11 protein-coding genes are annotated in these 12,715 nt (G+C 58.3%); 6 read left to right on the top strand and 5 right to left on the bottom strand.

The genetic code is table 11. The annotated features are described in order from the left end of the window. Positions 1–119: 119 nt before the first annotated feature. Together HDF09_RS21185 and HDF09_RS17515 are read right to left on the bottom strand one after the other, a co-directional pair. On the bottom strand, positions 120–1,418 hold the full coding sequence (locus tag HDF09_RS21185) for a DUF3999 family protein (RefSeq protein WP_183768764.1): 1,299 nt from the start codon (positions 1,416–1,418) through the stop codon (positions 120–122). After that, entirely contained in the window at positions 1,415–3,322 is a 1,908-nt protein-coding gene (locus HDF09_RS17515) for a DUF2339 domain-containing protein (protein ID WP_183768762.1), read from the bottom strand. Before HDF09_RS17515 ends, HDF09_RS21185 begins: the two co-directional genes overlap by 4 nt. A gap of 86 nt (positions 3,323–3,408) precedes the next feature. Here HDF09_RS17515 and HDF09_RS17510 point away from each other — a divergent pair, with 86 nt between their 5' ends. The 5 genes from HDF09_RS17510 to HDF09_RS17490 all read left to right on the top strand — a co-directional run bounded on the left by HDF09_RS17510 (position 3,409) and on the right by HDF09_RS17490 (position 9,245). Next, positions 3,409–4,125, top strand: a complete 717-nt coding sequence (locus HDF09_RS17510) for a response regulator (RefSeq protein ID WP_183768760.1) — start codon at positions 3,409–3,411, stop codon at positions 4,123–4,125. A gap of 35 nt (positions 4,126–4,160) precedes the next feature. Continuing rightward, a complete protein-coding gene (locus tag HDF09_RS17505) occupies positions 4,161–4,868 on the top strand; it encodes a response regulator (protein WP_183768758.1) in 708 nt (235 codons plus the stop codon). Positions 4,869–4,909: 41 nt separating this feature from the next. Beyond that, entirely contained in the window at positions 4,910–5,917 is a 1,008-nt protein-coding gene (locus HDF09_RS17500) for a YpdA family putative bacillithiol disulfide reductase (protein WP_183768756.1), read from the top strand. 206 nt (positions 5,918–6,123) lie between these two features. Next, the gene (locus HDF09_RS17495; protein ID WP_183768973.1) at positions 6,124–7,428 is read left to right on the top strand and encodes an NAD(P)/FAD-dependent oxidoreductase; all 1,305 of its coding nucleotides are present in this window, start codon (positions 6,124–6,126) and stop codon (positions 7,426–7,428) included. Between the two features lie 92 nt (positions 7,429–7,520). Then, positions 7,521–9,245, top strand: coding sequence for an ArnT family glycosyltransferase (locus HDF09_RS17490; protein ID WP_183768754.1), 1,725 nt, complete (start codon positions 7,521–7,523; stop codon positions 9,243–9,245). Positions 9,246–9,311: 66 nt separating this feature from the next. On the opposite strand, the gene HDF09_RS17485 is transcribed toward HDF09_RS17490, so the two are convergent. The 3 genes from HDF09_RS17485 to HDF09_RS17475 all read right to left on the bottom strand — a co-directional run bounded on the left by HDF09_RS17485 (position 9,312) and on the right by HDF09_RS17475 (position 12,353). Further along, positions 9,312–10,196, bottom strand: a complete 885-nt coding sequence (locus tag HDF09_RS17485; RefSeq protein WP_183768752.1) for an ABC transporter permease — start codon at positions 10,194–10,196, stop codon at positions 9,312–9,314. A gap of 59 nt (positions 10,197–10,255) precedes the next feature. Continuing rightward, positions 10,256–11,197 (bottom strand): ABC transporter ATP-binding protein, encoded by a 942-nt coding sequence (locus HDF09_RS17480; RefSeq protein WP_183768750.1) that lies wholly within the window; start codon positions 11,195–11,197, stop codon positions 10,256–10,258. A gap of 118 nt (positions 11,198–11,315) precedes the next feature. Beyond that, positions 11,316–12,353: a zinc-dependent alcohol dehydrogenase family protein gene (locus HDF09_RS17475; RefSeq protein ID WP_183768748.1), complete on the bottom strand. Its 1,038-nt coding sequence runs from the start codon at positions 12,351–12,353 to the stop codon at positions 11,316–11,318. A 133-nt stretch (positions 12,354–12,486) separates the two neighbouring features. On the opposite strand from HDF09_RS17475, the gene HDF09_RS17470 reads away from it, so the two are divergent. Further along, positions 12,487–12,708, top strand: coding sequence for a hypothetical protein (locus HDF09_RS17470; protein ID WP_179585564.1), 222 nt, complete (start codon positions 12,487–12,489; stop codon positions 12,706–12,708). The last annotated feature ends 7 nt before the right edge of the window (positions 12,709–12,715 follow it).

Genomic DNA, 12,715 nt, shown 5'->3' with positions numbered 1-12,715 from the left:
CCGGACGGGCCTCCTGCGCGGAGGGCGGTCACTTCGTGACTTGTATATACGTTGTCTCGGTTGGTTTGGCAGCGATGGTCCTCCCGTTGGTCGGAAGATATGCTGTCAGGGGCTGACAGCTAGTGGTGGACTGTCTTCGACGAGCGGATGGCGACTATCGCGAGAAGGCAGATCACGATGAGAAGGGCGATCCAGAGTAGGTGAGGATGGCGGTCTGTGAGAGGGCGCGCATCGGGGCGATCGCGATAGGCAGGGTTGAACTGCTCGGGGCCTAAGTTTGCTGCGTGAAACTCGGCTGAAGGGGAGAAGAGGCGCGTGTAGTCGTACTGCGGGGCGGTAAGGTCAGCGTCTCCGTAGAAGAGGGTGAGAGGCTGGGCCGTGGGGGCGTCGAAACAGATCTTGCGCTGGCGCATCTCGAGGCGAATGGCGGTGATGGGGAGCGGGGCGTCGTCCCCGTTGTTGACTGCGACTTCGACTGTCGCTGCGCTCTGCATGTTGGAGCCGAGGGTGGCGGGGACGCTGAGTTGCTCCTGACGTATCTCGCGGCCAGCCTGCGTGAGATGGACGCGGAGGATGGTGCCGGCGAGGGTTTCGCTGAGTGCGTCGGCTGGGTTGGGCGAGGCGGCGGGATGGTCCGTGATGCTGATGTCGCGGCTGAAGTTCGCTTTGAAGGCGGATGAGATGGAGAAGGAGACGCGCTCGATGGGGATGCGTTGCGGCAGGGCGAAGGTTGCGACAGTTTTGCGGCCACGCTGCGTGATGGTGGCGGTCTGGACTGCAGTGGTGTAGAGGGACTGGGCTTCGCGGCTGGGGGGAACGGTGGCGCTCTGCACCATCTTTTGCAGGGCCTGGGGGGAGGCGTCGAAGGTGTGGGTGCCAGTGGCCGGGGAGACGGCTAGTTCGATGTGGAGATAGGGGAGGCTGGTCTCCTGCAGGTGGATCGTCGTGCTGCGGGAGAGATGCTGGCTGGTGAGATCGAAGAGGGTGAACTCGCCGAGCTGTGTCTGGTTCGCGTAGCTGGGGTCGTGGGTGCCGGAGACGGTTGCGGTGGCGAGGAAATCATGTCCGGCTAGATCGAGGGTGAGCTCGGTGTAGGGGCGGTTCGGCATCTCGAGATCGAAGACGATGTTGCGACCGCGGAGGCCGAGGTTGCGGATGGCGGCGGTGTCGCTGTCTGGTTGCTGGGGTTCGCTCAGCGTGACGGCGTAGGGTATCTCGCGGTTGTCCTGAAAGAGGCGGAGATCTTTGAGTGATGGACCGGCGTGTGGAAAGAGGGATGGGTCAATGATGGCGCAGCTTTGACCTGCGCCTGACGGCGTGGTGATGGTTCGTTCGTAGCGGAGGTAGTGCGGGTCGGTGTGCTCCGGGGCTGCGGCTGCCTGCCAGAGAAGGAGGGTCAGAAGGATCGCAGACTTCACTGGTCGGCTCCTTCGTGCTTGGGCAGATGAGGTTCGGATGTGGGATTGGGGATGCGGAGGGCCAGCCAGTCTTTCTGATAGGCGAAGCTGATTGCCATCAGTAAGGCCCCGAGCCCGAGAAAGCTTAGAATTCGATAGCCCTGGCTGAGGTTGCGCAGGTCGTAGAGGAAGGCTTTGCCGATGGTGAAGACCAACAGCAAGAGTGCCTGCCAGCGGATGAAGGCGGAGCGCTTCCAGAAGCCTATGGCGAGCAGGCCTGCGCCGTAGAGCATGAGGAAAGCGGAGATGGCGAGGGCCTTTTGCAGGTCGGCTTCGGGATTGCCCGCGGTGACGCTCCATGCGGAGTCAAGCTCGCGGAGGCAGGCGAGGATGGCGATGAAGTTGAACGCGACGATGGAGGATCCCGCGATGGTGAGCCAGTTGGGGAAGGCTTTGTTCTGTTGGTCGGAGTGACGAAGGGGGCCGTGCGCGAAGATCGCGGAGAGGGCTAGAGCGGCTAGTCCGAAGAGGGCGGTGGCGAAGCGGAGATTGAGGAAGGCGGTGTCGATTCGTTCGTTGAGCCAGAAGGGTTCGATGAGGAGGCCGCAGATACCGAGAACGAGAGCTGCGGCGGCGAGGCGGCGGAGGATGAGCGGGGCTGGCTCGGGAGTTTTGTCTGTTGCTGGGCTGGACAGGCGAGCCGCTACCCAGAGAAGAGCCGCGCCTTCAGCGAGCCAGCCAACGATGATCCAACGGCCGCTGGCCTTAAGGGGAATGGCGATGGTGAGGAAGACAATTGCGAGAGAGAGATGGACGGCGGAGGTGACGCGGGGTTGGGGCAGGCGCATCAGGCCCAGATAGAGTGCGGCGAATAGAACCGCCAGCCAGGGGAGGAGATCGTGATTGCCGGTGTCATGCAGGATGGAGTAGAACGCGAGTGCCGCAAAGGCTGCGTTCGCTAGCGGGAGGAGGATTTCGGTAATTGGAGTCGATGGGTGCTCTTCGTTTTGTTGAATGCGGATGGATGGGAGCAGGAACGTAAGGAAGAAGAGGCCGATGAAGATCGCTGTGACGGCGAGGGGCTTCGTGGTGTTGTAGACGTCGAACCATTCGACGTACCAGCCGATGAAGAAGGCTACGGTGAGGGGAAAGGCTCCGAAGAGAAGGCGCGGCCAGGGCTTGAGACGGACGAGCAAGACCGTTGCTACATCGATTGCGAGGATGTAGGTAAAGAGGAAGACTTCGTGGTTGCCGCCGGTGGAGAGGAGCAGAGGAGTTGCAAATGCTCCGGCGAGTGCATAGGCGGCGAGGACCTGGCTGTTCTGCGACCAGGCCATGTAAGCGTTCCAGGCGGTGACCAGGATCATGGCGGCGAGAGCGACGCCGGCAGGTAACAGATGGTAGAGCTGGAAGGCGGCCCAGAGGGACAGGTAGAGGGCTCCGCTGCCGATGGCTTTGAGGGAGTAGGAGAAGGCGTTGAATCCCTGGCGGCGAAAGCGCTCGGACCAGACGACGATACCCGCGCCCGCGATTAGACCCGCGAGGATGCGGCCTGTGGGGCCGATCCAATGGTTGTCGATGGCCCACTTGAGGAAGAGGGCGGTGGCGACGAGGAGAGCGACTATGCCGATGCGGCTGAAGAGCTGGGAGCCGATGCGGTCTTCGAGTGAACCGCTGGCTTTGGGAAGGCTGCGGTTGACGCTCGGGATCGAGGCGGTGGATGGAGTTCCGGGAGGAGGTGGCGGAGGAAGGGCTGAGAGTTTGCGCGCTCGCAAGGATGGGGTGGAGCGCAGTTCTGCCAGTTGCTGCTCGAGACCTTCGACGCGGGCGGAGAGAGCTGCGAGGGCCGCGGCCAGTTGGGCTTGCTCGTTGGGCTGCTTCGGCCGGTCCTGATTCTGCTCGTCCTGCAGATCCCCTGAAGCCATGGCAACTACTTTACCGCTATCGAGCGCGATAGTGGTATTGAAGACTGTCAGTTGATAGTCTTTGCGCTGAGGATGAATGAAAATACATGCCGGTTCGAGTTTTGATTGTGGATGACGACGAGCTGAGCCGCGAGGTGCTTACTCTGCTGGCAGAGCGGGCGGGATACGAGGTGGAGGCGGTGGAGTCGGGGGATGCGGCTTTGGTGCATGTGCAGCGAGCACGTCCGTTGCCGGAGGTGGTGTTGACAGATATGCAGATGCCCGGGACTGCGGGGGATGAGCTGGCTCGGCGGCTGCGCGGATTGTGCGGGGCGGGGACTTTGCTGCTGGCGATGAGCGGAAGCGAGGTGGAGGATGGGGTGGGGCGGGAGTTCGATGGGTTCCTGCTGAAACCGTTTACGATGGAGACCCTGGCGGGAGCGATCTCCGGTGGTTCCGCTCGGGGCGAAGGGGGATTAAGCGGCACGAGTGGAGTTGTGTTGGATGAGGGCGTTTACGCGAAACTGATGGGGTCGATGCGGCGTTCGCAGTTAGACGAGCTGTATGCGCTCTGCCTGAGGGATGCGGAGACGAGGGTTGGGCGGATGCGGCGGGCAGCGTCCGACGGCGAGGATGCGGCGTATAGAAAGGAGGCTCATGCTATCAAGGGTGGATGCGGAATGGTGGGGGCCCTTGAGTTGCAAAGACTTGCAACGTCAATGGAGGAGCGGGGTTTGTGTGATGACGATGTAGCTACACTGGACGAATTCATGGTGGCGTGCGAACGGCTGCGGCGTATTCTGGTCGCACGCGAAAGCAACTAGTGTCGAGTCAACGAGTTGTCGGGAGATGATGCACGATGAAGGAATCGATAAAGAAATCTGACGATGCAGTTGTTGCGGCGACACCGATCCGTATCGTTGTTGCCGACGATCATCCTGTAGTGCGCTTCGGCGTGAAGAACATGCTGGAGAATGAGGCTGGCTTCGAGGTGGTAGGCGAGGCCGAAGACGGCGATGTGGCGATTACACAGACGCTGGAGCTGGAGCCGGATATTCTGCTGCTCGATCTGCAGATGCCGCGTCTGCCTGGGCTTGAGGCTCTGCGCGCAATCATGAGCAAGTCGCCGCGCGTGAAGATCATCATGCTGACGAGTACGATTTCAACGCAGCAGATCATCGAGGCGCTACAGATCGGAGCTCGCGGGATCGTGCTGAAGGATGCGGTCGCCGGCGATCTTTCGCGTTCGCTGCGGGCTGTACTGTCTGGCGATTACTGGATTGGCGGCGAGCGTGTCGTGAATCTGGTGACGGCGCTGAATGAGTTGATGAAGAAAGCAGCCGCAGTGCCCGAGCGGAAGACCTATGGGTTGACTCCGCGAGAGCTGGAAGTTGTGACCTGCATCGTGGAAGGCTGCAGCAACAAGGATGTGGCGAAGCAGTTCACTATTAGTGAAGAGACTGTGAAGCGGCATCTTTCAAATATCTTCGATAAGACCGGCGTTTCGACGCGGCTGGAGCTGGCGCTGTTTGCGATTGCCCACAAGCTGGTTGTATTGGACAACTAGCTCTGGGATTGGCGCTTGCGCGCCTTCAGTAGAATGAAGGTATGGGCGAGGGTGCGGATTCAGAGATTGTAGATTTATTGGTGATTGGCGCAGGCCCGACCGGCATGGCCTGCGCGATTGAGGCACAACGGGCTGGCTTTACGACGATGCTGGTCGATAAAGGCTGCCTTTGTAACTCGCTGTTCCATTACCCGGCCCATATGACGTTTTTTACGACGCCGGAGCTGCTGGAGATCGGGGACATGCCCTTCTCCAGCCCGAACCAGAAGCCCAAACGCAGCGAGGCGCTTGAGTACTATCGCAAGGTGGCGGAGTTCTACAGGCTCGACGTTCGACAGTATGAGAATGTCGAGCGGGTGGGTGGCGGGGACGGAAACTTTACAGTTCATACGATGGATCGCTTTGGGCGGGCGGTACAGCATCGTGCGCGGAAGCTGGTGATTGCCACCGGGTACTACGATCTGCCTAACTATCTTGGAATTCCAGGGGAAGATCTTAGCAAGGTGAAGCACTACTATCATGAGCCGCATCCCTACTACGGGCTCGAGGTGCTTGTGATCGGAGGCAAGAACTCGGCGGCGATTGCTGCGCTCGATCTTTGGCGACATGGGGCGAAGGTGACGCTGGTGCATCGCGGCAAAGAGATTCAGAAGAGCGTGAAGTACTGGATTCTTCCAGACATCAATAACCGGATCAAGAACCATGAGATCGAAGCCTACTTCGACAGTGTTGTCACAAATATTACTGAGGACAATGTGACGCTCGCGACTCGGAGGGGAAAGGTGACGATTGCAAACCAGTTTGTGTTTGCGCTGACGGGATACCATCCAGACTTCGAGTTCATCGAGCGGCTGGGAGTGAAGCTGGATAAGTCGAATGACCGTTGCCCGGTATGCAATCCGGCTACGCTTGAGAGCAATGTGCCGGGGATCTATGCGGCTGGAGTCATTGTTGCGGGCGAGCGGACGAGCGAGATCTTCATCGAAAATGGGCGCTTTCATGGGAAGTTGATCGCGGAAGATCTTCGGCGGAAGCGAGTTGCGGCTTAGTCTTGCGGGACCGGCCCGAGCAATAGCTCCCCGCAGCCTCCTGATGTTGACTCCTGACGGATGGTAGTCTAGAACCGACATTCGGAGATGTTCAGGGGAACGCGTGCTGCGCATCGACAGTCAAACCTCCCCTGTCTGTTTCGAACTGTCCGTAACAAAATCATTTCGACTTCGCGCTTTGCGGAGACTTCAGGAGAAGGTGCCTTATCGCTCACGTTGTAGTCATTGGATCAGGGGCAATGGGTCTTTCCGCAGCGTTCCACGCCGCCAAGGCAGGACACACTGTCGAAGTGCTGGAGGTGGCGCCGGAGCCCGGTGGCATGGCCGCACACTTTGACATGGGAGGGCTTTCGATTGAGCGCTTTTACCACTTCGTTTGTAAGAGCGATGTACCAACGATGGAGCTTCTCGAAGAGCTTGGCATCCGCGACCAGCTGAGGTGGAGGACTACCTCCATGGGCATCTTTACCGGTAACAGGATGCACGATTGGGGGACTCCCTTTGCGCTACTGAAATTTCCGGAGATCAGTCTCCTCTCCCGGCTCAGATATGGCCTGTTTGCGTTTTTGTCTGTGCGCAGGGAGCGCTGGGATGCGATTGAGACTGAGGCGGCCCATTCCTGGATTACACGATGGTGTGGAACGGAGGTGTTTGACCGCCTCTGGAAGCCGCTGTTCGCGCTGAAGTTTTATCAATACGCGGATAACGTCTCAGCGGCCTGGATATGGACGCGGATCAAGCGGATCGGTCGCTCCCGCAAGTCATTCCTGCAGGAAGAACTCGGCTACATTGAAGGCGGAAGTCAGACGTTGGTGAATGCTCTGTGCTCGTCGATTGAGAAGAGTGGTGGCAGGATTCGCACGCGTTGTGGTGCGAAGAAGGTAGTCGTGGAAGGTGGACGAGTAACGGGTGTGATCACGTCCGAGGAGTTCGTGCGAGCGGATGCGGTAATTAGTACGGTTCCGACACCGCTGGTTACAGCGATGATCCCAGACCTGCCCGAAGATTGGAAGGCACGTTACGAATCGATCAAGAATATGGGCATCTGCTGCCTGGTCTTTAAACTCAAGCGATCGATAAGTCCGCACTTCTGGGTCAATATCAGCGAGCCTGATATGGCTATCCCGGGAATCATTGAGTTTTCGAGGCTAAGACCGGTAGGCGGCCAGACGGTGGTGTATGTGCCCTATTACATGCCGAACGACAATATCAAATTCACCTGGACCGATGAAGAACTTCTAAGCGAATCATTCGGATATCTGCAACGATTAAATCCGGAGTTGACGCACGACGACGTTATCGCTCAACATGTAGCTCGTCTTCGTCACGCGCAGCCTGTCTGCGAACCTGGATTCGCAGCGAAGATTCCACCCATACAGACTCCTATACGCGGACTACAGGTTGCCGACACTTGCTTTTACTATCCCGAAGACAGGGGGATTTCTGAAAGCGTTCGTCTTGGGCGCCAGATGGCGGAAGATCTTTCCAAGCTCGAGTTTCCGTCGGCCTGACCTAAGATTGTCTAACCTGGCTTACGACGCAACCGTACTTCGGTTGGTTGTTCGTCTTCAGTCGAGCGAACTCGAAAGAACGAGGGTTGAAGTTGTCTATTGAGAACCGGCGTGGTGTTTTCTATCCTGCATTGATTTGTGCGTTTGCTCTGGCCGCAGCCGTTGCAATCTCGCATCCTGTACTCGAATTGGCGACGAACGACGACTGGTCTTATGTATGGAGCGCACGGGTGCTGGCCGACACCGGCCATGTCGTGTACAACGGATGGGGAGCCATGATGCTGGGGTGGCAGTTGTACCTTGGCGCCCTCTTCATCAAGCTTTTCGGCTTCTCCTTCACTGCTGCTCGAATCTCTGTTCTGATTGTTTCCATTGGGACGGTCGTGTTGATCCAGCGACTCTTCCTGCGGTTTGGGATTAGCCAATGGAATGCTACGATTGCAACTTTGACGATTGCCCTCTCGCCACTCTTCCTCCCGCTGGCATATAGCTTCATGTCCGACGTGCCTAGCTTCTTCTGCCTCATCGTGTGCTTTTATAGTTGCGTGCGTGCCATCCAGGCCGGAACCGACAGGGCCGCTGCAGGCTGGCTTGTCTTCGCGGCGTTGTCCAATGTGCTTGGTGGGACCGTACGTCAGGTCGCGTGGCTCGGTGCGTTGGTCGTCGTACCCTGTACAACCTGGTATCTGCGCCGACGAGCAGGTGTGATTCTAACTGGAGTCGTCGTTTGGCTGATGAGCGCCATTGCGATTGTGGGGTGCATCCATTGGTTCAACCACCAACCATATTCTCTGAGAGAGGGGTTGCTCAGTAATCCGCACACATTGGTTGAGTTGGTAGTGACTGTTAAAAAATCGATCAAGAACAGTTTCGCGGCTTGTCTGTATGTGCTGCCAGTTCTGATCGGGTTTCTATGGAAGTTTCCTCTCGGGTCTGAGAGAGCGCGTAAACAATCTGCAATTGTCGGCGCCTTTCTTGTGCTCATCACTCTGTTTTTTATCTTTCACCGCGGCTCTTCGGACTGGCTTGCTCCGTTCTCCGGCAACATTGTTACAGAAAAAGGTTTGGACAATGCCTCTGGAATGGCCGGTAATCCACCCGACATTCTTTCGTTTAGCGTCAGGTTGATCTTATCCATCGTGACATTCGCAGCCGCCATCAGTTTTCTTCTTCTGGGGTGGAACTCTTACTCTGTGGAGAATCGTGCTTCGCAGTCCGTCTCAGCGTTCCCCTGGGAGGCCCTGCTCACGATCTTCGGCCCATTTACGCTGGTCTATGTTTTTTTGCTTGTAACGCGAACGGATATCTTTGATCGATATCTTCTTCCTCTCATTTTTGTGTTTCTGGTAATACTTCTACGGGTTTATGAAGAAGAAGTAGGCGCCCGTTTACCAAAGATCAGCCTTTTCCTGGTCCTTCTGTTTGGCGCATTCGCAGTAGCCGGCATGCACGACCTCTTCGCAATGGGCCGTGCGCGGCTTACAGCAGCTGACGAGATTCTTGCTGCGGGTGTTGTCAGGACTGAGATTCAGGGCGGCTTTGAATATGACGGGTGGACCCAGCTGGAAAGTACAGGCTATATGAACAATGATCGAATCCGCATTCCAGCGGGGGCGTTCCATCCAAAAAACATACCTGCCAATGTTCCGGCTGGCTGCTATTTCGGTTTTTGGGTGTACACCCCCTCGATCAATCCGCGTTACATACTTTCGGTTGACCAATCATCCTGCTATTCCCCTTCTCAGTTCGCGCCCGTTTCTTATAACGCCTGGCTGTCTCCGCATACTCGCACTATTTACATTCACAAGGTGCCTTGAGACGGAGCGGATTTTCTTTCAACAAGTTGATAAGCAAGACTCCAACGTGGCGTTGTGCGAAGTGGCTTAGCCGATGACGCGGCGGAGGAAGCCTTTGATGCCCAGCCAGGTGAGGAGGCAGAGAGAGGCTACGAGCATGCCTACGATGAGGTAGGGGTTCATGTGGGGCAGCGTTGGGGTGAGGGCGGCGCGTAGGCCTTCGCTCATGTAAACGATGGGATTGATGAGAACGCCGACCTGGAGCCAGCGGATGTGAGTGAGCGCGGCCCAGGGGTAGTAGACGCAGCCCAGGAACGTGATGGGAATGACGACTACACCGAAGATGAGGCCGATCTGTTGCGGCTTGACGCTGGTGCCAATGGTGAGGCCGAGCGCGCCCGCTGTGAGGCTGGCAAGAGCTACAACGAGGATGAGGAACGGCCAGTTGCTGATATGGGTTGTGGGGTGCGTCGCCGGGACGTAGTAGGCCAGCGGGTAGACGATGCAGGCGGCGATGACGCTCTGTACCGCGGAGAAGCAGATCTTTTCGATGGCGACAAAGGGTACGGGCAAGGGGCACATAACGCGGTCGTCGATCTCGCGGGTGATGCCGAACTCCTGCGCGAGTGGCAGGGCGACGGCGGCGATGCCGGAGAACATGATGGCAACGGCCATGAGGCCAGGCAGCAGTACTGTCGAGAAGGCGTTGCCGGCCATGGATGCGGTGGGATTCATGGCGGCGCCGGCGTTCATGTGTGGGATGACGTAGGTGAAGACGAAGAGAAAGAGCAGGGGGTTCATGCAGACGCGGATGACGAAGGGGAATAGCTCGCGACGCAGGACGTGGAGATCACGACGGAAGAGACCGACGAAGGCGCGCGTGTACTGCGTGAGCTTCGGGGTTTGAGCGCGGCTGGCGGATTGGCGATTCTGCGGCGTGCTCGGTTTTGCGGCTTCTGCCAGTTGGGTCATAGATATCTCGATCTTGGTACGGTGCTCCTGTTAAGGTGCTCCCCTTAAAGTGCTCCCCGCTACTCGCGAAGGTCGCGGCCGGTGAGGCGGATGAAGACGGTCTCGAGGCTGGTCTCAGTGATCGTGAGATCGCGGAGGCCGTACGGATTCGCCTCACGAACAACGTCGGAGAGCAGGCCTTCGGCTCCGTGGGCAAGAACACGGACACCTTTGGGAGTGGGCTCTGCCCTGGCTACTCCGGTGAGTTGCTGGAGCTGCTGCACGAGGGTTGGGATGTTGTCCTGACTACGCAGGTCGAGCTCGTAGACCTTCTGCGCGCCGACGGAGCCTTTGAGTGCAGTGGGGGTGTCCTGCACGAGGATCTTGCCGTGGTCGATGATGGCAACGCGATCGCAGAGTTCGTCAGCCTCCTCCATGTAGTGGGTGGTGAGGACGACGGTAATTCCCTCTTCGCGGAGGTTGCGGACGGCGTCCCACATGGCGATGCGGCTTTGCGGGTCGAGGCCGGCACTCGGCTCATCGAGAAAGAGCACCTTGGGGCGGTGTGCAATGGCTCGGGCGATCTGGACACGCTGGGCAAGGCCTCCGGAGAGTTGCGCGGGATAGGCGCCGGCACGCTCGGTGAGGTGGAACTGAGCGAGAAGCTGATTCGTCCGTTCTGTCGCCTCGGGGCCGGAGAAGCCGAAGTAAAGACAGTGGAAGTTGATGTTCTCGTAGATGGTGCAGGCTCGGTCGAGGGTGTTGTACTGAGGCACCACTCCTATGAAACGACGCGCCACCGCAGGGGTTTTGACGACGTCGATTCCTGCGATGCGGACACGTCCGGAGGTGGGCAGGGCGCGGGTGGTGCAGATGCTGATGGTAGTGGTTTTTCCTGCGCCGTTGGGGCCGAGAAGGCCGAAGAGCTCGCCCTCGTGGACGCTGAGATCGATGCCGTCGACGGCAACGACTCGTTGCTTGCCTTCGTAGATCTTCTGGAGGCTTTCAATCTCGACTATCACTTGACTTAGCCCTCCTGCGCTTCTGCGATTATATGCAACGTAACGGAGCACTCTGGACGCGGAGTTGTTGACTGTTTTGCAATGTCAACAAGTAACGCTCTGAAGTTATTGGTTGCCGTCACAACTCTGGTGTAACGCGAATGACAATCTTCCCGAAGTGCGACGCGGACTCCATGTAAGCGAAAGCCTCGGCGGCGTGAGAGAAGTCGAAGACTTTGTCGATGACGGGATGAAGGCTGGCCTTGGAGATGGCAGCGTTCATCTGCTCGAACATGGCGCGGGAGCCTACGTAGATGCCCTGCACGCGAAGCTGCTTGTGAAGGATGGGCGTGAGGGCGACGGGATCGGAGGTGGCGGCACCGGAGAGTACGCCTATCTGCGCGATAGTGCCGCCGACGCGGGCTGCTCGGAGGGATTGGCCGAAGGTGCCGCCACCTCCTACTTCGATGATGCGATCCGCTCCTATGTTTGCGGTCGTTTCGGTGACCCATTTGGACCAGTCGGGACGCAGCTTGTAGTTGCATCCTTCGTCGAGGCCGAGGCTGCGGGCGCGGGATAATTTTTCCTCGCTCGAGGACGTGCCGAGGACACGAGCTCCGAGGAGCTTTGCAAATTGCAGGGCGAAGATGGAGACGCCGCCAGTGCCCTGGATGACTACGGTCTCTCCTGGATGTGCTGGATAGGCTGGGTCTCCGGCATGATGCAGGGCGTTCCACGCAGTGACCCCGGCGCAAGGCAGAGTGGCGGCCTCTTCGTAGGTCAAGTGCTCGGGGAAACGGACGACTCCCTCCTGGTCGAGGAGAGCGTACTCGGTGAGCATGCCATCGACGTCTCCGCCGAGGGCGGCCTTAGATTTGTCGGCGGTGAGCGGCCCGTCGAGCCAGCGCTGCATGAAGATGCCGCAGACGCGATCGCCGACTTTGACGCGAGTAACACCATCGCCCGTGGCGACCACCTCTCCCGCTCCGTCGGAACAGGGGATGCGCGGGAGACCCATCTTCGGGTTGTAGAGACCCTTGACCATCATGAGATCGCGGTAGTTAAGAGAGACGGCGTGAACTTTGATCAGGACCGTGCCGGGGGCTGTTTGGGGAGTGGGCAGATCGATCTGCCGGAGGTGATCGATGCCAAATTGCTGGACCGGGAATGCGTACATTTGGGGCCTCTGGACGACGTCAGTTACTAGTCAAATTGGGATGCAGGTGGAAGGGGAAACGGCAAACTATTTATATATTGATATATCGCAGCGTAGAATGAGCAGTATGTCGCGAGGATGGGAGAGTAAATCCGTGGAAGAACAGCAAAATCAGGCTGCCGCTCCGAAACCTGTCACCGCAAACGATAATGCCGAGGTGGCGGAACGCAAACGAAGACGGCAGGCGCTGGAGTTGCAGCGAGAACGTATTCTGTCGGAGCGAACCTCAAGCCCGCATCGGCGGTCCGCGCTTACGATTGCGTTGGCCGATATCGAAGAAAAGCTCTCGGAGCTTGGGTGGTCGATTCACCTCTAGGCTTCGA

Source organism: Edaphobacter lichenicola (assembly GCF_014201315.1).
GTDB lineage: Bacteria > Acidobacteriota > Terriglobia > Terriglobales > Acidobacteriaceae > Edaphobacter > Edaphobacter lichenicola_B.
The sequence above is the reverse complement of the archived record's forward strand: the minus strand, read 5'-3'. Positions and strand labels throughout refer to the sequence as shown.

Coding starts and splice junctions, on each gene's coding strand:
- HDF09_RS17485 (WP_183768752.1), bottom strand. CDS start 10,196: ATGACCCAACTGGCAGAAGCCGCAAAACCGAGCACGCCGCAGAATCGC.
- HDF09_RS17500 (WP_183768756.1), top strand. CDS start 4,910: ATGGGCGAGGGTGCGGATTCAGAGATTGTAGATTTATTGGTGATTGGC.
- HDF09_RS17510 (WP_183768760.1), top strand. CDS start 3,409: ATGCCGGTTCGAGTTTTGATTGTGGATGACGACGAGCTGAGCCGCGAG.
- HDF09_RS17505 (WP_183768758.1), top strand. CDS start 4,161: ATGAAGGAATCGATAAAGAAATCTGACGATGCAGTTGTTGCGGCGACA.
- HDF09_RS17475 (WP_183768748.1), bottom strand. CDS start 12,353: ATGTACGCATTCCCGGTCCAGCAATTTGGCATCGATCACCTCCGGCAG.
- HDF09_RS17515 (WP_183768762.1), bottom strand. CDS start 3,322: ATGGCTTCAGGGGATCTGCAGGACGAGCAGAATCAGGACCGGCCGAAG.